The organism is Streptomyces sp. (assembly GCF_036524955.1).
In the GTDB taxonomy this organism is placed as follows: Bacteria; Actinomycetota; Actinomycetes; order Streptomycetales; family Streptomycetaceae; genus Actinacidiphila.
Window position 1 is genome coordinate 1 of the sequence record NZ_DATDBG010000304.1, and the last position, 23333, is coordinate 23333.

At 71.5% G+C, this 23333-nt stretch carries 14 protein-coding genes; 1 reads left to right on the top strand and 13 read right to left on the bottom strand.

The features are described 5' to 3' along the window. Positions 1-48: 48 nt before the first annotated feature. The gene (locus tag VIW71_RS23930; protein ID WP_331624698.1) at positions 49-1278 is read right to left on the bottom strand and encodes a branched-chain amino acid ABC transporter substrate-binding protein; all 1230 of its coding nucleotides are present in this window, start codon (positions 1276-1278) and stop codon (positions 49-51) included. 552 nt (positions 1279-1830) lie between these two features. After that, positions 1831-3267 carry a pyruvate kinase gene (gene pyk / locus VIW71_RS23935; RefSeq protein ID WP_331624640.1) on the bottom strand — a complete coding sequence of 479 codons (1437 nt, stop codon included), beginning with the start codon at positions 3265-3267 and terminating at the stop codon, positions 1831-1833. 341 nt (positions 3268-3608) lie between these two features. Between pyk and VIW71_RS23940 the strand changes: the two genes are divergently transcribed. After that, the gene (locus VIW71_RS23940; RefSeq protein ID WP_331624642.1) at positions 3609-5417 is read left to right on the top strand and encodes a 5'-nucleotidase C-terminal domain-containing protein; all 1809 of its coding nucleotides are present in this window, start codon (positions 3609-3611) and stop codon (positions 5415-5417) included. On the opposite strand, the gene VIW71_RS23945 is transcribed toward VIW71_RS23940, so the two are convergent. The 11 genes from VIW71_RS23945 to trpM all read right to left on the bottom strand — a co-directional run bounded on the left by VIW71_RS23945 (position 5386) and on the right by trpM (position 23078). Further along, on the bottom strand, positions 5386-6909 hold the full coding sequence (locus VIW71_RS23945) for a lysine N(6)-hydroxylase/L-ornithine N(5)-oxygenase family protein (RefSeq protein WP_331624643.1): 1524 nt from the start codon (positions 6907-6909) through the stop codon (positions 5386-5388). The genes VIW71_RS23940 and VIW71_RS23945 overlap by 32 nt on opposite strands. Beyond that, complete coding sequence (locus VIW71_RS23950; protein WP_331624645.1) at positions 6906-8291, bottom strand: pyridoxal phosphate-dependent decarboxylase family protein; 1386 nt, start codon at positions 8289-8291, stop codon at positions 6906-6908. Before VIW71_RS23950 ends, VIW71_RS23945 begins: the two co-directional genes overlap by 4 nt. Positions 8292-8395: 104 nt before the next feature. Beyond that, complete coding sequence (gene pepN, locus VIW71_RS23955; RefSeq protein ID WP_331624646.1) at positions 8396-10900, bottom strand: aminopeptidase N; 2505 nt, start codon at positions 10898-10900, stop codon at positions 8396-8398. A 339-nt stretch (positions 10901-11239) separates the two neighbouring features. After that, a complete protein-coding gene (locus VIW71_RS23960; RefSeq protein WP_331624648.1) occupies positions 11240-12703 on the bottom strand; it encodes a glutamate synthase subunit beta in 1464 nt (487 codons plus the stop codon). Beyond that, entirely contained in the window at positions 12696-17264 is a 4569-nt protein-coding gene (gene gltB / locus VIW71_RS23965; protein ID WP_331624649.1) for a glutamate synthase large subunit, read from the bottom strand. Before gltB ends, VIW71_RS23960 begins: the two co-directional genes overlap by 8 nt. Positions 17265-17620: 356 nt before the next feature. Beyond that, a complete protein-coding gene (locus VIW71_RS23970) occupies positions 17621-18355 on the bottom strand; it encodes a VIT1/CCC1 transporter family protein (RefSeq protein ID WP_331624651.1) in 735 nt (244 codons plus the stop codon). A gap of 144 nt (positions 18356-18499) precedes the next feature. Beyond that, entirely contained in the window at positions 18500-19597 is a 1098-nt protein-coding gene (lgt, locus tag VIW71_RS23975; RefSeq protein WP_331624652.1) for a prolipoprotein diacylglyceryl transferase, read from the bottom strand. A gap of 106 nt (positions 19598-19703) precedes the next feature. Next, positions 19704-20522, bottom strand: coding sequence for a DsbA family protein (locus VIW71_RS23980; protein WP_331624654.1), 819 nt, complete (start codon positions 20520-20522; stop codon positions 19704-19706). A 134-nt stretch (positions 20523-20656) separates the two neighbouring features. Beyond that, complete coding sequence (gene trpA, locus VIW71_RS23985; protein WP_331624656.1) at positions 20657-21475, bottom strand: tryptophan synthase subunit alpha; 819 nt, start codon at positions 21473-21475, stop codon at positions 20657-20659. A 101-nt stretch (positions 21476-21576) separates the two neighbouring features. After that, positions 21577-22821 (bottom strand): tryptophan synthase subunit beta, encoded by a 1245-nt coding sequence (trpB, locus tag VIW71_RS23990; protein WP_331624657.1) that lies wholly within the window; start codon positions 22819-22821, stop codon positions 21577-21579. Between the two features lie 113 nt (positions 22822-22934). Continuing rightward, entirely contained in the window at positions 22935-23078 is a 144-nt protein-coding gene (trpM, locus tag VIW71_RS26675) for a tryptophan biosynthesis modulator TrpM (protein WP_414720825.1), read from the bottom strand. Positions 23079-23333: the final 255 nt, after the last annotated feature.

Sequence of the window (23333 nt, forward strand, 5' to 3'; positions counted from 1 at the left end):
GCGGTGGGGGTCCCCGGCCGCGCGGCCCTGGGTGGTGCGGGTCGGCGGTCAGCCGGTGTAGGTGCCGCTCTTCACCGGGGCCCACTTGTCGTTCTCGACCTTGTAGACGGTGAGCTGCTTGTTGGTGGTGTCACCGAACTCGTCGAAGGAGACGCGGCCGGCGATGCCGTCGAAGTCGCTCTTCTGGACGGCGTCGACGAGCTTGGCGCGGGCGTCGGTGATGGCGGGCAGCTTGCCGCCGTTGGCGTCCACGACGGCCTTGATGCCGGTGATGATGGCGGTGGCGGCGTCGTAGGAGTAACCGCCGTAGGTGCCGTAGTCGCCGGGGTAGCCCTTGGACTTGTAGGTCTCGATGAAGGCCTTGGCGGCGGGGAGGGTGGTGACGGGGACGCCGACGGAGGTGACGAAGTCACCGTCGGCGGCCTTGCCCGCGGTCTCGATGTAGGTGTCGGAGAACACGCCGTCGCCGCTCATCAGGGGGATGTTCACACCGGCTGCCTTGAGCTGCTTGGTGATGAGCTGGGCCTCGTCGTACTGGCCGCCGTAGTAGGCCATCTCGGCCTTGGAGGTCTTGATCTTGGTGACGAGGGTGGCGAAGTCGGTGTCGCCGGTGTTGATGTGGTCGGTGCCGGCGATCTTGCCGCCGAGGCCGGCGAACTTGTCCCTGAAGATGCCCGCGAGGCCAGCGCCGTAGGTCTGCTTGTCGTCGACGACGAAGGCGGTCTTCTTCTTGAGCGTGTTGTACGCGTAGTCGGCCGCGAAGCCGCCCTGGAGGGCGTCGGTGGTGGCGGTGCGGAAGTAGGTCTTGTAGGGCCGGACCTTCTTGCCGGTGGCCCACTCCTTGCCCTGGGTGAGGGTGGGGTTGGTGTTGGACGGCGAGATCTGAACCATCTTGGCGGTGTCGAAGACCTGCTGCATCGACAGGGCGACGCCGGAGTTCAGCGGGCCGACTGCGGCGATGACGGTGTTGTCCGCAACGAGCTTGGTGGCGTTCTGCTGGCCGGTGGCGGGGTCCGCCTTGTCGTCCAGCGCCTTGATCTTGAAGGTCACCCCCGGCACCAGGTTCTTCGCGTTGGCGTCGTCCACCGCGATCTTCACGCCGTACTGGATACCGAGACCAGTGGCCGAGTTCGGGCCGGTGAGCGGCGCGTCCACGCCGATGACGACCGTGGTCTTGGCGCTGCCACCGTCGTCGCCGCTCTTCTTGTCATCGTCTCGCGAGCCGCAAGCGGTGAGGGTGAGGGCTCCGGTGGTGAGCACGGACGTAAGAATCAGCAAAGAACGGTGTCGCACGATCAGTCCTTTCCCCTGGCGCGGCCGTCTCTGATGAGAGGCCGAGTCGCGCGCTGGAACCCGAACTGAACAAATCCGGTGGCGCGGTGACTGGCCGTGACTCTAGGCGGGTACAGGGGCATAAGGCAGAGGGGTCATGAAGAGTGTGACTGTCTTGTTATCCCGGGGGGTTTCTTTTGAGGTTCCGCTGAGGTTGGGTGTGGGTTTTGGGCGCTTTGCGCCACCGTCCGCATGATGAGAATCCGCACTTCCGGTGAGGCGCGACGGGCCTGCGGGCGGCTCGCGGGCGACCGGGCGGCAAGATCGCGGGCGCAGGGTTGACGCGGAGTCGCGGGGGTAGGATGCGGCTTCACCCGCAGGGGGCGAATCCGTATTGCGCGTGGGTTACGTAGCGTTAACCGCAGGGGTTTATCGCGGGTACGTGGAGGCCCCCGACCGGCAGTTGCCGGGCGGGGGCCGTGGTGTGGGCGGGCGTGAGCAGGATTCGAACATGGCGCGAGCGGACTTCGCGTCAGGAGTGAAAGACCGCCTGACGCATTACGCCTTCAGGGAGTCGCCCTCCCCGATGCGGTGCACCCGGACCAGGTTGGTGGTGCCGGGCATGCCGGGCGGCGAGCCGGCGGTGATGATCACGACGTCGCCCTTCTTGCAGCGGCCGATCCGCAGCAGTTCCTCGTCGACCTGCCGCACCATCTCGTCGGTCGTCTGCACCATCGGGCCGAGGAAGGTCTCCACACCCCAGGTCAGGTTGAGCTGGGAGCGGGTGGCCGGCTCGGGGGTGAAGGCGAGGACCGGGATGGGCGAGCGGTACCGGGAGAGCCTGCGGACCGTGTCACCGGACTGGGTGAAGGCCACCAGGAACGTGGCGTCGAGGAAGTCGCCCATCGCCGCAGCCGCGCGGGCGACGGCGCCGCCCTGGGTACGCGGCTTGTTCCGCTCGGTGAGGGGCGGCAGTCCGGAGCTGAGCAGTTCCTCCTCGGCCGCGGCGACGATCCGCGACATCACCTTGACGGTCTCGATGGGGTACTTGCCGACGCTGGTCTCGCCGGAGAGCATCACCGCGTCGGTGCCGTCCATCACGGCGTTGGCGACGTCGCTGGCCTCGGCCCGGGTGGGGCGGGAGTTGTCGATCATGGAGTCGAGCATCTGGGTGGCGACGATGACCGGTTTGGCGTTGCGTCGGGCGAGTGTGACGGCGCGTTTCTGGACCATCGGGACGGCTTCCAGCGGCATCTCGACGCCCAGGTCGCCGCGGGCGACCATGATGCCGTCGAAGGCGTCGACGATTCCGGCCAGGTTCTCGACCGCCTGGGGCTTCTCGATCTTGGCGATCACCGGGACCCGGTGACCCTCTTCGTCCATGATGCGGTGCACGTCGTCGACATCCCGTCCGGTGCGGACGAACGAGAGGGCGATGACGTCGGCTCCGATCCTCAGTGCCCAGCGCAGATCGCGGACGTCCTTGTCGGAAAGGGCGGGCACGGAGACCGCGACACCGGGGAGGTTGAGTCCCTTGTGGTCGGAGACCATGCCGCCTTCGATGACCATGGTGTGTACGCGCGGTCCCTCGACGTCGGTGACTTCGAGGGTGACGCGGCCGTCGTCCACCAGGATGCGTTCACCGCGGGCCACATCGGCCGCCAGGCCTTTGTACGTGGTCCCGCAGATCTGCTGGTCACCCTCGATGTCATCGACGGTGATGGTGAACTCGTCGCCGCGTTCAAGGAGTACGGGGCCTTCGGCGAAGCGACCGAGCCGGATCTTCGGGCCCTGAAGGTCGACCAGGATGCCCACACTGCGGCCGGTTTCGTCGGAGGCCTTGCGGACCCGTGCGTAGCGGTCCTCGTGCTCGGCGTACGTTCCATGGCTCAGGTTGAGGCGTGCCACGTCCATACCGGCCTCGACCAATGCCTTGATCTGGTCGTAAGAGTCGGTGGCGGGGCCCAGGGTGCAGACAATTTTGGCTCGGCGCATGTATCGAGCGTATGACTTACTCGTTGGTAGGGAGCCCGCTGACAGCAACTCCCCAACGACGTCTGGATTAATGCTTGTTGACAAGTATCGAAGTGTGCAGGGGTCCGCTCGAATGAGCGCGAATGTCACCCTCGGTTGCGGCGAGCGTGACTTACCCGTTTCCGACTGCGCCCATTCCGGGCCGCCGTCACCCCGGAGACATGTGTCGGTTACGCACGGGAGGTGTCGCCGGGGACTCCGTCCGGGCCAGAATCTACGCGCGTTGTCAGCTCGGCGCCGTCCGGCACAGCACCCGTTCGGCTGCGCGCCGTTCGGCTCAGCACTGCCACTCAGGAGACCAGATGCCGCTCGACCGCAGGGACTTCATCAATCGCTCGGCCGCCACCAGTGCCGGCCTGGCGCTGGCCGGAGCGGCGGCGGCGCCCGCCGAGGCGGCCGGCGAGCAGACCCACCGGCACCGGCCCACCACGTTCAGCCTGCGGGTGCTGGGCACCACCGACCTGCACGGACGTGTCCTGAACTGGGACTACTTCACCGACAAGGAGTACGACGACGCCGCCCACAACGACATCGGCCTGGCCAAGGTGGCGACCCTCGTCGCGCAGGCCCGCGCCGAGAAGGGGGCCGACCGCACCCTGCTGATCGACGCGGGTGACATCATCCAGGGCACCCAGTTGTCGTACTACTACGCTCGGGTGGAGCCGATCACCGGCGCGAAAAGGGGCCCCCGCCACCCGATGGCACTGGCCATGAACAAGATGGGATACGACGCCGCAGCGCTCGGCAACCACGAGTTCAACTACGGCATCCCGCTGCTGCGCGCCTTCCAGGACCAGTGCGACTTCCCGCTGCTCGCGGCGAACGCGGTGGACGCCACCACCCTCAAGCCCGCCTTCCCCCCATACCTGGTCAAGCGCATTCACGTCAAGCACGGCCCGGACGTCAAGGTGGGCATCCTCGGCCTGACCAACCCGGGCATCGCGGTGTGGGACAAGGCCAACGTCCAGGGCAGGATGGCCTTCCCCGGGCTGGTCGAGCAGGCCAGGGTCTACGTGCCCAAGCTGCGCGCGCTCGGCTGCGACGTGGTGATCTGCACCGACCACTCGGGCCTGGACGGCAACACCTCCTACGGCGACGCGGTCCCCTACCCCGAGAACGCCTCCTCGCTGGTGGCCGCCGAGGTGCCCGGCATCGACGCGATCCTGGTCGGCCACACCCACAAGGAGGTCGCCTCGCGGACCGTGATCAACACCGGGACCGGGAAGCCCGTGGTCCTCTCCGAGCCGCTGATGTGGGGCATGCGGCTGAGCGTGTTCGACATCGACCTGGAGTTCCGCGACGGGCGGTGGGCGGTCGCCTCCGTCACCGCGGAGGTCCGCAACGCCAACACCGCCGCCGAGGACCCGGAACTGGCCGCGCTCGTCAGGGAAGAGCACGACAAGGTCGTGGCGTACGTCAACCAGGTCGTCGGCACCTGCGCGCAGGCGATGTCGGCGCGGGAGGCGACGTACAAGGACACCCCGATCATCGACTTCATCAACCTGGTGCAGCGTGACACGGTCAAGGCCGCGCTCGCGGGTACCCCGTACGCGTCGCTGCCGGTGCTGTCCGAGGCGTCCTGCTTCTCGCGCAACGCGGCCATCCCGGCCGGGCAGGTGTCGCTGCGCGACGTGGCGGGTCTGTACATCTTCGAGAACACCCTCGACGCGAAGATCCTCACCGGGGCGCAGGTCAAGGACTACCTGGAGTGGTCAGCGCGCTACTTCGCACAGACCGCGCCGGACGCGCCGGTCGACCCGGCGAAGCTGACCAACGCCAACAACACGCCCGACTACAGCTACGACGTGCTCAGCGGGGTGTCGTACGACATCGACATCGCGCAGCCGGTCGGTTCGCGGATCGTGAACCTCACTGTCGGCGGGGCGCCGATCGACCCGGCCGCGCAGTTCGTGCTGGCGGTCAACAACTACCGCTCCAGCGGCGGCAGCAACTACCCGCACGTGCCGGCTGCGAAGTCGGTGTGGTCCAGCTCCGACGAGATCCGCAACACGATCATCGCGTGGGTGAAGACCAACGGGACGATCGACCCGGCGGCGTTCGGCGGCGACCGGTGGCGGCTCACCCGCGCCGGAGTGCCGCTGTTCTCCTAGGGACGTCGCTCGCGGCGGCGCCGTCGAGACCGAAGGTGGTGAACGCGGTCCTGGCCGGCAGGGGGTAGTGCTCCTCGCCGGTCAGGAACCCGGTGAGGTCGTTCAGGATGACCGCGGAGCGCCAGGCGGCCAGGCCCAGGTCGGGGGCGCCCACGCCGTGGCTGTGCCGTTCGGCGTTCTGTACGTAGACACGGCCGGTCACCGAGCGGTCCGTTTCGATTCGGTGCCGGGCGTCGATCTTCGGCCGGCCCGCCGCGTCCCGTCCGATGTGCGGCCGCAGCGAGCCGAGCAGCCGGTCCAGCGGGCGTTCGCGGTAGCCGGTGGCGAGCACCACGGCGCTGGTCACCAGGCGGGTACGGGTGTCCTGGTCGGCGTGTTCGAGGTGGAGTTCGACGCCGTGGGTGCCCAGGCGGCCCGCGGTGCGGACGGTGACGCCCGGGGTGAGGACCGCGTCCGGCCAGCCGCCGTCCAGGGTGCGGCGGTACAGCTCGTCGTGGATCGCGGTGATCGTCCCGGTGTCGATGCCCTTGTGCAACTGCCACTGCCGCGGCACCAGCCGGTCCCGTACCGGCTCGGTCAGGCCGTGGAAGTAGCGGGTGTAGTCCGGGGTGAAGTGCTCGAGCCCGAGTCTGCTGTACTCCATGGGCGCGAAGGCGGGTGTGCGGGCCAGCCAGGTCAGCCGCTCGCGCCCGGCGGGGCGGGCCCGCAGCAGGTCGAGGAAGACCTCCGCGCCGGACTGGCCCGAGCCGATCACGGTGATGTGGTCGGCACCGAGGAGCCGTTCGCGGTGGTCGAGGTAGTGGGCGGAGTGCACGACGGGCACGGTGGGCGTCTCCGCCAGCGGGCGCAGCGGCTCCGGTACGTGGGGTGCGGTGCCGATGCCGACCACCACGTTCCTCGCGTACGTACGGCCCAGCGCCTCGGCCTCGCCGTGGGCGTCGAGGTGCGTGTGGTCGACCTCGAAGAGTTCGCGGGCCGGGTTCCAGCGCACGGCGTCGACCTGCTGGCCGAAGTGCGTGGACGGCAGGGCGTCGGCCACCCAGCGGCAGTACGCGTCGTACTCGGCGCGGTCCACGTGGAAGCGCTCGGCGAAGTAGAACGGGAACAGTCGCTCCCGGGTTTTCAGGAAGTTCAGGAACGACCAGCGGCTCGCCGGGTCGGCGAGGGTCACCAGGTCGGCCAGGAACGGCACTTGGAGGGTGGCGCCGTCGATCAGCAGCCCGGGGTGCCAGCGGAACTCCGGCCGCTGCTCGTAGAAGGCCGCGGTCAGGCCCGGGACGCTGTCGGCGAGCGCGGCGAGGGAGAGGTTGAACGGCCCGATGCCGATGCCGAGCAGGTCGAGGGGTTCGTCGGGGGCCGCCGGGGCAGGGAAGGCCGGGGCGGGCGCGGGGGCCACCACGGCGGGGGCGGTCCCGGTGGGCGCGATCGCGGTGGGGCGGGGGTCCGACGGTGTGCCGGCGGGGCTCGGGACGGGGGGCGTCGGGGTGTTCATCGGGCGGCGGTGCCTTCCGTCGTGAGCTGCAGGAGCGCGTCGAGGTCTTCCGGGCGGGTGTGCGGGTTGAGCAGGGTGGCCTTGAGCCACAGCCGGCCGCCGGCCCGGGCCCGGCCGAGGACGGCGCGGCCCTCGTACAGCAGGCGGCGGCGCAGTTCGGCGACGTGCTCGTCGCTCGCGTCCGCCGGGCGGAACAGGACCGTGCTGATGGTGGGGGGCGCGTGGAGGTGGAGGCCGGGGTGGCGGTCGATCCGCGCGGCGAGGTCGTGCGCGCGGTCGCAGACCGCCTCGACGAGGGCGCCGACGCCGTCGCGGCCGAGCGCACGCAGGGTGACGGCGATCTTGAGGACATCGGGGCGGCGGGTCGTGCGCAGGGAGCGGCCGAGCAGGTCGGGCAGGCCCGCTTCGGTGTCGTCGATGGCGTTCAGGTAGTCGGCCTGGTGGCCGAGCGGGCGCAGGGCGGCTCCGTCGGGGACCGCGAGCAGACCGGCCGCGGCCGGCTGCCAACCGAGTTTGTGCAGGTCCAGGGTGACGGAGACGGCGGACTGCAAGCCGTCGAGCTTGACGGCCTCGCGCGGGCTGAACAGCAGTGGGCCGCCGTAGGCCGCGTCCACATGGAGTTCGGCGCGGTGGCGGGCGGCGGTCGTGCCGATCTCGGGCAGCGGGTCGATCGAACCGGTCTCGGTGGTGCCGGCGGTGGCGACCACCAGGGTGCGGGCCGGCAGCCCGTGGAGCGCGGTGTCCAGGACGGCTGGATCCAGCACTCCGGCGGGGGTGTCCAGCACGACCGGGCGTGGCATGCCGAGCAGCCACGCGGCCCGCTCCACGCTGTGGTGCGCGTTGGCCCCGCACACCACCTGTACGCGGGGCCCGCCGGCCGCGCGCTCGCGGGCCAGCAGCAGCGCGAGCTGGTTGGACTCGGTACCGCCGGTGGTCACCAGCGCGTCGGGCATCGGCAGGTCGGGGAAGACGAGCGCCGCCAGCGCGGCGGTCACCCGGGCCTCCAGCTCGCTTGCCGCGGGGGCCTGGTCCCAGGAGTCCAGCGACGGGTTGAGCACGGAGGCGGCCAGGTCGGCCGCCGCGGCCAGGGCGAGCGGCGGGGCGTGCAGGTGCGCCACGCAGTATGGTTCCGCGGGGTCGGCCGCGCCCTCCGCGAGCGCGCGCACCACCGTGAACAGCGCCTCGTGGTCGCCTGTCCCGCCCCTGGGCAGCGCCTCCCGTACGGCCTCCCCCACCCGCCCCGCGACGGCTTCCGGCCCGCCGACGGGCACCGCCCCGCCCCGCGCCCGCGCGCCCTCCCCGAGCGCGGCGAACACCGTCTCCACCAGCGGCCGCATCTCCTGCGGCCCTTCGTGTCCGCCCGCAAGCCCCGGCCCCGACATCCCCGCTCCTCCCGACCGACTCGCCCTTTACAACGACGCCTGCCGCGAATGGCTACGCGGGGGCGTCGGGCCCGGGGCCGGGAGGCGCGCGGACCGACGGCGGCTCAGCTCCCGTACACCCCGCGGACGCGGATCGCGCGGGCGAGGTCGTCGAGGCGGTCGGTGAGGACGCGGTGGAGGGCCGGGATGGGGTCGGAGGTGGCGAGGGTGGAGCGGCCCAGGGCGAGCGTGTCGGCGTCGGCGAACGTCGCGGGGAAGGCGTAGCGGCCGGCGGCCTCGGAGATGGCGGGTCCGCGCCGGGCGGCGAGCGCGACGGCGTCGGGGAAGAACCGGGGGACGTAGTCCCGCAGGAGGTCGTGCTGTTCGGGGTGCCAGAAGCCCTGGGCGGTCGCGGTGAAGAGGTAGTTGGACAGGGAGTCGTCGTGGAAGAGGGACGCCCAGGCGGCGGCCTTGGCGGCCGGGTCGGGGAGGGCCGCGCGGCAGCGGGCCGCACCCTCGCGGCCCTTGGCGCTGGGGTCGCGGGCGAGTTCCGCGTCGATGTCGGCGGCGGTGACCGCGCCGAGTACGGCCAGGCGCAGCAGGATCCGCCAGCGCAGTTCGGGGTCCAGGTCGGGGGCGCCGGGGATCGCGCCCTCGGTGTACCACTGACGCAGCACGGCCGCGTCGCCCGCGCTGATCGCCGAGTCGATGAGGGTACGGGTGGCGGTGAGCCGGGTCTCCTCGTTGCCTTCGGCCAGCACCGCCCGGCTCACGGCGGCCAGTGCGCCGAGCGCGTCGGCGCGCAGCGCGGGGGCGAGGAAGCAGTCGGCGACCAGGGTGCGGGAGAAGGTGAGGACGGCCTGGAGGATCGCCGGGTCGGTCTCGCCGGGCAGGTGTTGCCGTACCAGCGCCAGGTGGTCGCGGGGCGCGATCTTCCCGTCCCGTACCAGGTCGCGGGCGGCGTTCCAGGCGACCGCGCGGCTGAGCGGGTCGGGCAGGCTGCCCAGGGTCTCGGTCAGCATCTCCCAGGACAGCTCGTCGAAGCGGATCTTGGTGAAGGTCTGGTCACCGTCGTTGAGCAGGATGACGTCGGGCCGCGGGCCGGGCAGTTCGCGTTTCTCGACCGCCGCCGTCGCCGGGATGTCGAGGCTGATCCGGTCGCGCAGCACGAGCCGGTCGGGTTCGGCGACCGCGCGGTCGTACAGTCCGACGGCGATCCGGTGCGGGCGGCTGCCGCTGTGGCTGACCTCGAGGCGCCAGCCGCCGGGCGCGGGGGCGGCGGCCGGGGTGAGGGTGTCGGGGCCGCTGGTGCGCAGCCACGCCTCGGCCCAGCCCGGCACGTCGCGGTCGGTGGCGCCGGCCAGCGAGTCGATGAAGTCGGCGAGGGTGGCGTTGCCGAACCGGTGCCGGGCGAAGTGCTCGTTGATGCCGGCCAGGAAGTCCTTCTGGCCGAGCCAGACGACCAGTTGGCGCAGTGCGGAGGCGTCCTTGGCGTAGGAGATGCCGTCGAAGTTGTTGAGGGCGGAGGCGGTGTCGGGCACCGAGTCGGGGTCGGGCGCGACCGGGTGGGTGGAGGGGCGCTGGTCGGCGTCGGTGCCCCACGCCTTGCGGGCGACCGCGAAGTCGGTCCAGGTGCCGGTGAACTCGGTCGCCTCGGCGAGCACCTGGAAGCCCATGTACTCCGCGAACGACTCGTTCAGCCAGATGTCGTCCCACCAGCGCAGCGTGACCAGGTCGCCGAACCACATGTGCGCCATCTCGTGCGCGATGACCATCGCGCGGAACTGCGTCTCGGTGGGGGTGACCGCCGACCGGTAGACGTACTCGTCGCGGAAGGTGACCAGGCCCGGGTTCTCCATCGCCCCGCTGTTGAACTCGGGCACGAACGCCTGGTCGTAGGAGTCGAAGGGGTACGGCTCCTCGAACAGCTCGTGGTAGCGGTCGAAGCAGCGCCGGGTGATGTCGAACAGCTCGGCGGCGTCCCGGTCCAGGTACGGCCCCAGCGAGCGGCGTACGTGCAGGCCGAACGGAAGCCCGGCGTGCTCGGTGCGCACCGAGTGGTACGGCCCGCCGGCCACGGCCAGCAGATACGTGGAGATCGGCGGGGTCGCGGCGGTCCGCCAGCGGCCCGGCGCGGTACGGGTGGCCACCGCGTTGCCGAGCACCGTCCACTCCTCGGGCGCGGTCACCGTCAGCTCGAAGACGGCCTTCAGGTCGGGCTGGTCGAAGGCTGCGGTGACGCGCTGCACGTCTTCCATGAAGAGCTGCGTGTAGACGTAGCTCTCGCCGTCGGCCGGGTCGGTGAAGCGGTGCATGCCCTCCCCGGTGCGCGAGTACCGCATGTCGGCCTCGACCCGCAGCTCGTGCTCGCCGGCGGCGAGGCCGGTCAGCGGCAGCCGGTTGTCGTCGAGCAGGGCGGGGTCCACCTCCGTGCCGTCGAGCAGGACGCGGTGCAGGGCGGCGGGCTTGATCTCGGCGAAGGTGTCGCAGTCGCGCAGCGCGGAGAACCGGATCACCGCTGACGAACCGAAGATCTCCTCGCCCCGGGTGAAGTCGAGGGCGATCGCGTAGGTCTGGACGGTCAGGTCGCGGGCGCGGGTCTCGGCCTCGGCGCGGGTGAGAGCGGGCATGCGCCTCATGCTGCCGCATACCCGGTCCCTGCGGTATGTGATCTGCCGCTCACGGTGCGGTGCCGGGCGGCGGGGCAGGGGGCCGCGGTGCGGGGCGGCGGGGCAGGGGGCCGCGTGCTCGGCCCGCACCGGCCCGGGGCCGGCCAACCGCCGTTGCCGCACGCCGTGTCTCCGCCCGGGGGCGCCGTCGTGGCTGGTCGCGCGGTGCCCCGCGCCCCTGCGGGGACGCGCCCTGACGGAGTGCTCCGAGTACGCCGCGGCGCCCGCCTCTTCATGGTCGGGGAGAGGCGGGCGCAGCGCTCGTACCGCACGCCGTTGTGCGGGGCAGGTGGGCCCGGGTCAGACCGCCAGGGGGCGGTCGGTCGGGCGGATCGGGGCGTGCAGGGCGGAGGGCAGGCCGGTGAGGTAGGAGTCGACCGCCTTCGCCGCCGAGCGGCCCTCGGCGATGGCCCAGACGATGAGCGACTGGCCGCGGCCTGCGTCGCCGGCCACGAAGACGCCGTCGACGTTGGTCGCGTAGGAGCCGTCCCGCGCGATGTTGCCGCGCGCGTCGAGTTCCAGGCCGAGCTGCTCGATCATGCCGTTGGACTGGTCGGTGCCGGTGAAGCCCATCGCCAGGGTGACCAGGTCGGCCGGGATGACCCGCTCGGTGCCCTCCTGGGGGACGAACCTCCCGTTCTCGAAGACCACCTCGACCAGGTGAAGTTCGCGGACGTTGCCGTTCTCGTCGCCGGTGAACCTCACCGTGTTGACGGCGTAGACCCGCTCGCCGCCCTCCTCGTGCGCGGAGGTCACCTTGTAGAGGGCCGGCATGGTCGGCCAGGGCTGGCCGGCCGGGCGGTCGTCGGACGGCCGCGGCATGATCTCCAGCTGGGTGACGGACAGCGCGCCCTGCCGGTGCGCGGTGCCGACGCAGTCCGCGCCGGTGTCGCCGCCGCCGATGACCACGACGTGCTTGCCCTCGGCGGTGATCGGCGGCGCCACGAAGTCGCCCTCCTGCACCTTGTTGGCGAGCGGCAGGTACTCCATGGCCTGGTAGACCCCGGTGAGCTCGCGGCCCTCGACCGGCAGGTCCCGCCACTGGGTGGCGCCGGCCGCGATGACCACCGCGTCGTACCGCCGGGCGAGCTTGGCGGCGTCGATGTCGGAGCCGATCTGCACGCCGGTACGGAACTTGGTGCCCTCCGCGCGCATCTGCTCGATGCGGCGGTTGATGTGCCGCTTCTCCATCTTGAACTCGGGGATGCCGTACCGCAGCAGTCCGCCGATCCGGTCGGCGCGCTCGTAGACCGCGACGGTGTGGCCGGCCCGGGTGAGCTGCTGGGCGGCGGCCAGGCCCGCCGGGCCGGAGCCGATCACGGCGACGGTCTTGCCGGACAGCCGCTCCGGGGGCTGCGGGGTGACGTCGCCCGCGTCCCAGGCCTTGTCGATGATGGTGACTTCGACGTTCTTGATGGTGACGGCCGGCTGGTTGATGCCCAGCACGCACGCGGACTCGCACGGCGCCGGGCACAGCCGCCCGGTGAACTCCGGGAAGTTGTTGGTGGCGTGCAGCCGCTCGCTGGCGGCCTTCCAGTCCTCGCGGTAGGCGTAGTCGTTCCACTCGGGGATCAGGTTCCCCAGCGGACAGCCGTTGTGGCAGAACGGGATGCCGCAGTCCATACAGCGGCCGGCCTGCTTGGTGATGACCGGGAGCAGGCCGCCGGGGACGTAGACCTCGTTCCAGTCCTGCTTGCGCTCCTCGACCGGGCGGGACGGCGCCGCGACCCGCGGGGTGGTGAGGAAGCCCTTGGGGTCAGCCATTTGCCGCCTCCATCATCTTCGCGGTGGTCTCGGACTCGGAGAGTCCGGCCTGCTCGGCGGCGTTCTTGGCGGCGAGCACTGCCTTGTAGTCCCTCGGCATGACCTTGCCGAAGCGGGTGAGGGCGTTGCCCCAGTCGCCGAGCAGCCGCTCGGCGACGGTGGAGCCGGTCTCCTCGAAGTGGCGGCGCACCACGTCGTGCAGCCACGTGATGTCGTCCGCGTTCAGCGGCTCGACCTCGACCATGCCGGTGTTCACGTGGGCCGGGACGAGGTCCAGCACGTACGCGATGCCGCCGGACATGCCGGCCGCGAAGTTCCGGCCGGTGGCGCCGAGCACGACGGCCCGGCCCCCGGTCATGTACTCGCAGCCGTGGTCGCCGACGCCCTCGGAGACCACGGTGGCACCGGAGTTGCGGACGCAGAACCGCTCGCCGCTGCGCCCGCGCAGGAACAGCTCGCCGCCGGTGGCGCCGTAGGCGATGGTGTTGCCCGCGATGGTGGAGAACTCGGCGAGGTGGTCGGCGGCGCGGTCGGGCCGGACGATGACCCGGCCGCCGGACAGACCCTTGCCGACGTAGTCGTTGGCGTCGCCCTCCAGCCGCAGGGTGACGCCCTTGGGCAGGAACGCGCCGAAGGACTGGCCCGCGGAGCCGGTGAGGGTGATGTCGATGGTGTCGTCGGGCAGGCCTGCGCCGCCGTACTTCTTGGTCACCTCGTGGCCGAGCATGGTGCCGACGGTGCGGTTGACGTTGCGGATCGGCACCTGGGCGCGGACCGGGGCGCCGGATTCCAGGGCTTCGGCGGCGAGCCGGATCAGCTCGTTGTCGAGGGCCTTGTCCAGGCCGTGGTCCTGCCCGGTGGTGCGGTGCAGCGCCGCGCCCTCGGGCAGCTCGGGCACGTACAGCAGCGGGGCCAGGTCCAGGCCCTGCGCCTTCCAGTGGTCCACCGCGCGGCCGGCGTCGATCAGCTCGGCGTGGCCGACGGCCTCCTCGACGGAACGGAAGCCCAGCTCGGCCAGGATCTCCCGGACCTCCTCCGCGATGAACTCGAAGAAGTTCACCACGAACTCGGGCTTGCCGGTGAAGCGGTCGCGCAGCACCGGGTTCTGGGTGGCGACGCCCACCGGGCAGGTGTCCAGGTGGCAGACGCGCATCATGACGCAGCCGGAGACCACCAGCGGCGCGGTCGCGAAGCCGAACTCCTCGGCGCCGAGCAGCGCGGCGATCACCACGTCACGGCCGGTCTTGAGCTGGCCGTCGGTCTGCACGACGATCCGGTCCCGCAACCCGTTGAGCAGCAGCGTCTGCTGGGTCTCGGCGAGGCCGAGCTCCCAGGGGCCGCCCGCGTGCTTCAGCGAGGTCAGCGGCGAGGCACCCGTACCGCCGTCGTGTCCGGAGATCAGCACGACGTCCGCGTGTGCCTTGGACACACCGGCGGCGACCGTGCCGACGCCGACCTCGGAGACCAGCTTGACGTGGACGCGCGCCCGGGGGTTGGCGTTCTTCAGGTCGTGGATGAGCTGGGCGAGGTCCTCGATGGAGTAGATGTCGTGGTGCGGCGGAGGGGAGATCAGGCCGACGCCGGGCGTGGAGTGCCGGGTGCCGGCGACCCACGGGTAGACCTTGTGGCCGGGGAGCTGGCCGCCCTCGCCGGGCTTGGCGCCCTGGGCCATCTTGATCTGGATGTCGTCGGCGTTGACCAGGTACTCCGAGGTGACGCCGAACCGGCCGGAGGCGACCTGCTTGATCGCGCTGCGCCGCGCCGGGTCGTACAGCCGCTCGGTGTCCTCGCCGCCCTCGCCGGTGTTGGACTTGGCGCCGAGCTGGTTCATGGCGATGGCCAGCGTCTCGTGCGCCTCGCGGGAGATCGAGCCGTACGACATGGCGCCGGTGGAGAACCGCTTGACGATCTCGCTGACCGGCTCGACCTCCTCGACCGGCACCGAGGGGCGGTCGTTCTTCAGCCCGAACAGGCCACGGAGCGTCATCAGCCGCTCGGACTGCTCGTTCACCCGCTGGGTGTACTGCTTGAAGATGTCGTAGCGCCGGGTGCGGGTGGCGTGCTGGAGGCGGAAGACCGTGTCCGGGTCGAACAGGTGCGGTTCGCCCTCGCGGCGCCACTGGTACTCGCCGCCGATCTCCAGGCGGCGGTGCGCGGCGGCGATGCCGGAGGCCGGGTAGGCCTTGGCGTGCCGCTGGGCGACCTCCTGGGCGATGACGTCGAGGCCGACGCCGCCGATCTTGGTGTCGGTGCCGTGGAAGTAGGTGTCCACGAATTCGGTGTCCAGGCCGATGGCCTCGAAGACCTGCGCGCCGCGGTAGGAGGCCACGGTGGAGATGCCCATCTTGGACATCACCTTGAGCACGCCCTTGCCGAGCGCCTTGATCAGGTTGCGCATCGCGGTCTCGGGCGCCACGCCCTCCAGGAAGGTGCCCGCGCGGACCAGGTCCTCCACCGACTCCATGGCCAGGTACGGGTTGACGGCCGCGGCCCCGTACCCGATGAGCAGCGCCACGTGGTGCACCTCGCGGACGTCGCCGGCCTCGACGAGCAGGCCGACCTGGGTGCGCTGCTTGGTGCGGATCAGGTGGTGGTGCACGGCGGAGGTGAGCAGCAGCGACGGGATCGGCGCGTGCTCGGCGTCGGAGTGCCGGTCGGACAGGACGATGATCCGGGCGCCGTCGGCTATCGCGGCGTCGGCCTCGGAACAGATCTCGGCGAGCCGGGCGGCGAGCGCGGTGCCGCCGCCGGTGACCCGGTACAGGCCGGACAGGGTGGCGGACTTCAGGCCGGGCAGGTCGCCGTCGGCGTTGACGTGGATGAGCTTGGCCAGCTCGTCGTTGTCGATCACCGGGAACGGCAGGGTGATGCTGCGGCAGGACGCGGGGCTGGGTTCCAGCAGGTTGCCGGACGGGCCGATGGTGGAGATCAGCGAGGTGATCAGTTCCTCGCGGATGGCGTCCAGCGGCGGGTTGGTGACCTGCGCGAAGAGCTGGGTGAAGTAGTCGAAGAGCAGCCGGGGCCGCTCGGACAGCGCGGCGATCGGCGCGTCGGTGCCCATCGAGCCGATCGGCTCGGCGCCGGCCCTGGCCATCGGGGCGAGCAGGACCCGCAGCTCCTCCTCGGTGTACCCGAAGGTCTGCTGGCGGCGGGTGACCGAGGCGTGGGTGTGCACGATGTGCTCGCGCTCGGGCAGGTCGGCGAGGTTGATCAGGCCGGCGTCCAGCCAGTCCGCGTACGGGTTCTCGGCCGCGATCTCGCTCTTGATCTCGTCGTCCTCGACGATGCGGTGCGAGACGGTGTCGACCAGGAACATCCGGCCGGGCTGGAGGCGGCCCTTGCGGACCACCCGCTCCGGGGCGATGTCCAGGACACCGGACTCCGACGCGAGGACGACCAGGCCGTCGTCGGTGACCCAGTAGCGGCCGGGGCGCAGGCCGTTGCGGTCCAGCACCGCGCCGACCACGGAACCGTCGGTGAAGGTGACGCAGGCCGGGCCGTCCCAGGGCTCCATCAGCGTGGAGTGGTACCGGTAGAAGGCACGGCGGGCCGGGTCCATCGACTCGTGGTTCTCCCACGCCTCGGGGATCATCATCAGCACGCTGTGCGGCAGCGACCGGCCGCCGAGGTGCAGCAGCTCCAGCACCTCGTCGAAGGAGGCGGTGTCGGACGCGTCGGGCGTACAGATGGGGAAGATCCGCTCGAGATCCCCGCTGCCGTGTTCGCTGCCGGCGGAGCCGAACAGGTCGCTGGCGAGCTGCGACTCGCGGGCCCGCATCCAGTTGCGGTTGCCCTTGACGGTGTTGATCTCGCCGTTGTGCGCGACGAACCGGTACGGGTGGGCGAGCGGCCAGCTCGGGAAGGTGTTGGTGGAGAAGCGGGAGTGGATCAGTGCGATGGCGGTGGCGAACCGCTCGTCGGACAGGTCCGGGAAGAACGGCTCCAACTGGCCGGTGGTCAGCATGCCCTTGTAGACGATCGTCCGCGCGGACAGCGACGGGAAGTAGACGTCGGCCTCGCGCTCGGCGCGCTTGCGCAGCACGAAGGCGGGCCGGTCCAGGCCGATGCCGGAGCGCTGCCCGGTGGCGTCCGCCACGAAGAGCTGCGAGAAGTACGGCATGGTGGACCGCGAGGTGGCGCCCAGCAGGTCCGGGGCGACCGGGACCTCGCGCCAGCCGAGGACGGTCAGGCCCTCCTCGCCGGCGATCCGCTCGATGGCGTCGACGGCCTTGGCGCGGTCCTCGTGCTCGACGGGCAGGAAGGCCAGGCCGGCCGCGTACCGCCCGGCGGCGGGCAGCTCGAAGCCGGCGGTCTCGCGCAGGAAGGCGTCCGGGATCTGGAGCAGGATGCCCGCGCCGTCACCCGAGTCGGGCTCGGCGCCCGTGGCACCGCGGTGCTCCAGATTGCGCAGGACGGTCAGCGCCTGCTCCACGAGAGCATGGCTCGCCTCGCCGGTGAGGGTGGCCACGAAGCCGACGCCGCACGCGTCGTGCTCGTTGCGGGGGTCGTACATCCCCTGCGGGGCGGGGCGCCCGTCCATGAACGCGGAACGCGAACGCATGGCTCTCCCGTCGTCGTCATTGGCTTGTAATGCATGGCCTGTCATAGGCATGCGCAACAGGGACGACGCTGGCCCTCTGCGGTTTCGTGCAGGTTACATGATGGCTGGGTGTTCGAGAAGTGGATATTCGCTTCCATCATGTGGACGTTTTGGGGTGTGGAGCGAACAGTTCAGGCCAGCATCGATCCACTGGGGTGCGGATGACTTCGGCGAACTGTCGGTGCGCAAACAGGCGGCTCTGCCGGTGCGCCCACGTGTGATGCCCCGATTGACGGGTGCTGAAACGAGAAGGAAATACGGGGCTTCGGGCTGTGCCCGGCCCACTGAGGCCGGGGTCGGCGGCCGGGGTCTCCGGCTCAGGCGACGGCGGTACCGATGAGCGCGCCCAGTACGAAGGTAACCCCACCGGCCGCCGCGCCCAGGATGAGCTGCCGCAGCCCGCTGTACCACCAGGAGCGCGCTGTGACCCTTGCCACAGCCGCGCCGCAGCCGAACAGGCCGAGCAGCGCGCAGAGCACCGCGGGCCACAACACCGTGGCGCCCAGCAGACAGGGCAGTACGGGCAGCAGCGCGCCCAGCGCGAAGGAGACGAACGAGGAGGCCGCGGCCACCGCCGGCGACGGCAGGTCGGACGGGTCCACACCCAGTTCCTCGCGGGCGTGTATCTCCAGCGCCTGCTCGGGATCGGCGGACAGTTGCCTGGCCACCTCGTGGGCGAGCTCGGGCTCCACACCGCGCGCCACGTACAGCTCGGCCAGTTCGCGCAGCTCGCCCTCGGGATTGCGGACCAGCTCGATCCGCTCGACGGCCAGCTCGGCCTCGACCAGCTCACGCTGGGAGGCGACCGAGGTGTACTCGCCGGCCGCCATCGAGAAGGCACCCGCCGCGAGGCCGGCCAGCCCCGTCACCACGAGGGTGTGGGACGTCACATCGCTGCCGGCCACACCGGTCATCAGGGCGAGGTTGGACACGAGGCCGTCCATGGCCCCGAACACGGCCGGCCGCAGCCAGCCGCCGCTGACGTCGCGGTGCGAGTGGTGGGGGACGTGGTACGGCGACGGTGCCGCCTGCTCCTCGACAGCCGCAGTCATAGCCCTCACCCCTCCCCCGGGCGGCCGGTGCCACCCGCTCCACAGCGCGTTCGCCATGACGGTACGGGGGAAAACGCCCGGCCGCCAGCAAGGAAAGGCTGCCCTGACCTGGGAGAACGCGGATGACGGGGGCTTCCTGCGGGGTCAGGCGCGGGAGTTGCGGGCCTTCGCGCCGGGCGGGGCGTCGGCCGCCTCGTCGGCGGAATCCTCCGAGGCGGAGACCGTGACCGCGTGCGTGTCCTCGGCGGTGGCCGCGTGCGTGTCCTCGGCGGTGGCCGCGTCGGTGTCCTCGGCGGTGGCCGTGTCGGTGTCCTCGGCGGTGGTGCCCGCGTCGGTGGCTCTGGCGGTGACCTCGTCGACGGGGTCCGCGTCCTCGGGCTCCACCTCCTCGGACTCCGCCGCGTCCTCGGACCGCGACGAGCCGGCCGCGAGGGCCGGTTCCACGGTCTCCTCGCGGCCCGGGCGGAGCCGGGCGGACAGGACGAAGTAGAGGGCCGCCGCCGCGAAGACGATGGCCGCCGTCCAGTCGTTGAGACGCAGGCCCAGGATGTGGTGTGCGTCGTCCACCCGCAGGTACTCGATCCACGCGCGGCCGACGCAGTACGCGGCGACGTACAGCGCGAACGCCCGCCCGTGGCCGAGCCTGAAGCGGCGGTCCGCCCAGATGACCAGCAGGGCGACACCGACGCACCACAGGGACTCGTACAGGAAGGTCGGGTGGTACGTGCCCGCGACCCGGTCGCCGCCCTCGCTGATCTTCAGCGCCCACGGCAGATCCGTCGGCTTGCCGTACAGCTCCTGGTTGAACCAGTTGCCCCAGCGGCCGATCGCCTGCGCGAGGGCGATTCCGGGCGCGATGGCGTCCGCGTATGCCGGGAGCGCGATGCCGCGGCGGCGGCAGCCGATCCACGCGCCGAGCGCGCCGAAGGCGATCGCACCCCAGATCCCGAGCCCGCCCTGCCAGATCTTGAGGGCGTCGACCCAGTCCTTGCCGTCGGTGAAGTACAGCTGGTAATCGGTGATCACGTGGTAGAGGCGGCCACCGATCAGGCCGAACGGCACCGCCCACACGGCGATGTCCGCGACCGTGCCCGCCGAGCCGCCGCGGGCGATCCACCGCTTGTTGCCGAGCCAGACGGCCACGAAGACACCGACGATGATGCAGAACGCGTAGCCGCGCAGGGGGATCGGTCCGAGGTGGACCACCCCGTGCGACGGGCTGGGAATGAATGCGAGGTCCATGGCAATGACCGACGCTACCGTGCCGGGCGGGTGGTGGGGCAACCCGCCCGGCTACGTATGGATAACGTGCGCGTCCCGCGAGGGGCCCGCCGGGCTGGAGTGCGGCTCAGGAGGGCGGTGCGGGGGTGACCTTTCCGGCCGGCTTTCCCTTGTTCGCCTCGGCGACCATCCGCTTGAACGCGTCCGGGGTGAGCGGGGCGGTGGCGCTGCCGTAGACCGCCTTGCCGTTCAGCAGGACGGTCGGCGTGGAGTTGTACCCGGACGCGCCGAAGGCGTCGTTGGACTTGGCGACCCAGCCGTTGTGGGTGCCGTCCGTCACGCACGCGGTGAACGCGGGTGTCCTGAGACCGCTGACCTTGTCGGCCAGCCGCAGCAGGGTGTTCTTGTCGCCGAACGCGTCGTCCCGCTCGTCGGGCTGGTTGGCATAGAGGACGTCGTGGTAGGCGCGGTACTTGCCCTGGTCCTGTGCGCACGCGGCGGCGTTGGCGGCGTTCAGCGAGCCGGAGCCGCCGAGGTTGCCGTCGATGAGCGTCACCAGGTGGTACTCGGTGCGGAGCTGCCCGGTTCCCTCCAGGCTCTGGATGGCCGGCGTGAACGCCTTCTCGAAGGCCTCGCAGGCCGGGCAGCGGAAGTCCTCGTAGATCGTCAGGGTGGAGGGCGCGCCGGCGGCGCCGACCGGGATCACGAGGTTGTCCTTGCCGGTCGCCCCCTTGGGCGCGACCGTCGATCCGGACGACGAGTCGCTGCCGCCGCTGTCGCGGTCGGCGACGGCCACCCCGATGCCGGCGGCGGCCGCCAGCACGGCGACCACCCCGGCGGCCACCACGAGGGCCCGCTTCCGTTTGGCCCGGGCCTGGTCCTTGGCGCGCTGTTCCCGCAGCGCCTCGCGGGCGCTGCGCTTTCCTTCACGGTTCTTCTGGCTCACGCCCGTGCACAACGGTGTGGGAAGGCGCGTCGCGCCTCCCCACACCGTTTTTCGCCCTCCGGGGTGACCAGAATCCACCCTGGGAGTGAACCGGCGGCGTGTCGGGCGGCCGGTGCGGTCGCCCCGCGGCGCGGTCAGCGGCGGGTACGCACGCCTTCCGCCAGTTCGGCGGCCAGCTCCCGTACGGCGGCCAGGCCCGCGGACAGGTCGTCGGCGTGGTCGAGCAGCCGCTTGACAAAGGCCGAGCCGACGATCACACCGTCGGCGAAGGCGGCCACCTCCGCGGCCTGGGCGGCGTCGGAGACGCCCAGGCCCACGCAGACCGGCAGGTCGGTGGTGGCGCGGGTACGGCGGACCAGGTCGGCCGCCTGCGCGCCGACACTGGCGCGGGTGCCGGTGACGCCCATCAGCGAGGCCGCGTAGACGAAGCCGGAACCGGCCGCGGTGATCTTGGCGAGCCGTTCGTCCCGGCTGGACGGCGCGACCACGAACACGGTGGCCAGCCCGTGCTGCTCGGCCGCCTTCCGCCACTTCTCGGACTCCTCGACCGGCAGGTCGGGCAGGATGCAGCCCGCGCCGCCCGCCTCGGCCAGCTCGGCGGCGAACCGCTCGGTGCCGTACCGGTCGACCGGGTTCCAGTACGTCATCACCAGTACCGGCTTCCCGGTGGCGTCGTGCGCCTCGCGGACCGTACGCAGCACGTCGGCGATCCGTACACCGCCGCGCAGCGCGATGTCGTCGGCGGTCTGGATGACCGGGCCGTCCAGAACCGGGTCGCTGTGCGGCAGCCCGACCTCGACGATGTCCGCGCCGCCCTCGAAGACGGCCTTCACAGCCTCGATCCCGGCCTCCACGGTCGGGAACCCGGCCGGGAGGTAGGCGACGAGCGCCGCGCGGTTCTCCGCCTTGGCGCCCGCGATGGCCTGTTCCAGCAACGCTGTGTTTCCGGTCACGCTCCGCCTCGACTCCACTACGGCCGGGCGCACCCCACTCGTCCCTCGCCCCGCACCCCCGACCTCCGCTGCATCCCGGCTGCGCTGCTCCATCGCCCCGGTCACTTCGCCGCCCCCTCGTCGTACAGCCCGAAGTAGCGGGCCGCGGTGTCCATGTCCTTGTCGCCACGGCCGGAGAGGTTGACCAGCAGCACGGCGTCGGGGCCCAGTTCGCGGCCGAGCTCCAGCGCCCCGGCCAGGGCGTGGGCGCTCTCGATGGCGGGGATGATGCCCTCGGTACGGGAGAGCAGCCGCAGGGCCTGCATCGCCGCGTCGTCGGTGACGGCCCGGTACTCGGCGCGCCCGCTGTCCTTCAGGTAGGCGTGCTCGGGGCCGACGCCCGGGTAGTCGAGACCGGCGGAGATGGAGTACGGCTCGGTGATCTGGCCCTCGTCGTCCTGGAGGACGTAGGAGCGGGAGCCGTGCAGGATGCCGGGCTCCCCCGCGGTCAGGGTCGCGGCGTGCTCGCCGGTCTCCACGCCGTGCCCGGCGGGTTCGCAGCCGACCAGCCGGACGCCGGTGTCGGGCAGGAACGCGTGGAACAGACCCATCGCGTTGGAGCCGCCGCCGACGCAGGCCACTGCGGCGTCGGGCAGCCGCCCGGTGCGCTCCAGGAGCTGCCGGCGGGCCTCGACGCCGATCACCCGGTGGAAGTCGCGGACGAGCGCGGGGAAGGGGTGCGGGCCGGCCACCGTACCGAAGAGGTAGTGCGTACGGTCCACGTTGGCGACCCAGTCGCGGAACGCCTCGTTGATGGCGTCCTTCAGGGTGCGGCTGCCGGACCTCACGGCGACGACCTCGGCGCCGAGCATGCGCATCCGGGCCACGTTCAGGGCCTGCCGCCGGGTGTCGACCTCACCCATGTAAATGGTGCAGTCGAGGCCGAAGAGCGCGCACGCGGTGGCGGTGGCGACGCCGTGCTGGCCGGCCCCGGTCTCGGCGATGACCCGGGTCTTGCCCATCCGCCTGGTCAGCAGGGCCTGCCCCAGCACGTTGTTGATCTTGTGTGAGCCGGTGTGGTTGAGGTCTTCCCGCTTGAGGAAGACCCGCGCGCCGCCCGCCTCCGCGGCGAACCGCGACACCTCGGTCAGGGCGCTGGGCCGGCCCGTGTAGTTGGCCATGAGCTCGTTCAGCTCGGCGGCGAAGGCGGGGTCCGCCTTGGCCTTCTCGTACTCGGCGGCGACCTCGTCCACGGCGGCGACCAGCGCCTCCGGGATGAACTTGCCGCCGAAGGCCCCGAAGTAGCCTTCGGGGCTGGGGGTGATGCCTTCCGGGTCCGGGAGAAAGAAGTCGGGTTTTTCTGACATGGGGTTCCCTGGCAGGTGTGGGACGCGGCCGGACGTGACGTGGCGCGCGGGCAGGAGCCCTGCGGCGCGTGACGTCGACGGCTGGGCGTCGGGGTGAGGTGGTCGGTCGCGGGTCAGCCGCGACGCCATCGCCTTCCGTTCACCTGGCCCGGCTCGCACCCGATGACGTACCGCACTCGCCTGCCCAGCACCCGGCGGGCGGGTGCGCGGCAACCGCGCGGGCGGCAACCGGGAGCGAGGCGCGTCGTCAGGGGCACGCCTGGCAGTCTACCGGCCGCCCGTGTCCCGCCTGTGGGGGTGCCCGAGCCTGCGGCGCGGGGGTTGCGCGGGGGATTCTCCCACCCGCACCAGCCGTGCGGACGCGATGTCGTCCGCGGGCCGCCTCGTGACCGGTCGCCGCCGTCGGCGGCGGGAAGCCCGCATCGGGGACCGCCGGGGTCCGGAAGCCCGCCGGGGTCCGGAAGCCGTGGAAGTGTTCTACGGGCGGGCGGGCTGTACCCCGCGGCCGCCAG

Bases quoted from the DNA above. Each gene is read 5' to 3' on its own strand.
- VIW71_RS23945 (WP_331624643.1), bottom strand. From the start codon at position 6,909: ATGAACACCCCGACGCCCCCCGTCCCGAGCCCCGCCGGCACACCGTCG.
- VIW71_RS23960 (WP_331624648.1), bottom strand. From the start codon at position 12,703: ATGGCTGACCCCAAGGGCTTCCTCACCACCCCGCGGGTCGCGGCGCCG.
- gltB (WP_331624649.1), bottom strand. From the start codon at position 17,264: ATGCGTTCGCGTTCCGCGTTCATGGACGGGCGCCCCGCCCCGCAGGGG.
- pepN (WP_331624646.1), bottom strand. From the start codon at position 10,900: ATGCCCGCTCTCACCCGCGCCGAGGCCGAGACCCGCGCCCGCGACCTG.
- VIW71_RS23940 (WP_331624642.1), top strand. From the start codon at position 3,609: ATGCCGCTCGACCGCAGGGACTTCATCAATCGCTCGGCCGCCACCAGT.
- VIW71_RS23950 (WP_331624645.1), bottom strand. From the start codon at position 8,291: ATGTCGGGGCCGGGGCTTGCGGGCGGACACGAAGGGCCGCAGGAGATG.
- pyk (WP_331624640.1), bottom strand. From the start codon at position 3,267: ATGCGCCGAGCCAAAATTGTCTGCACCCTGGGCCCCGCCACCGACTCT.
- trpB (WP_331624657.1), bottom strand. From the start codon at position 22,821: ATGTCAGAAAAACCCGACTTCTTTCTCCCGGACCCGGAAGGCATCACC.
- VIW71_RS23970 (WP_331624651.1), bottom strand. From the start codon at position 18,355: ATGACTGCGGCTGTCGAGGAGCAGGCGGCACCGTCGCCGTACCACGTC.
- lgt (WP_331624652.1), bottom strand. From the start codon at position 19,597: ATGGACCTCGCATTCATTCCCAGCCCGTCGCACGGGGTGGTCCACCTC.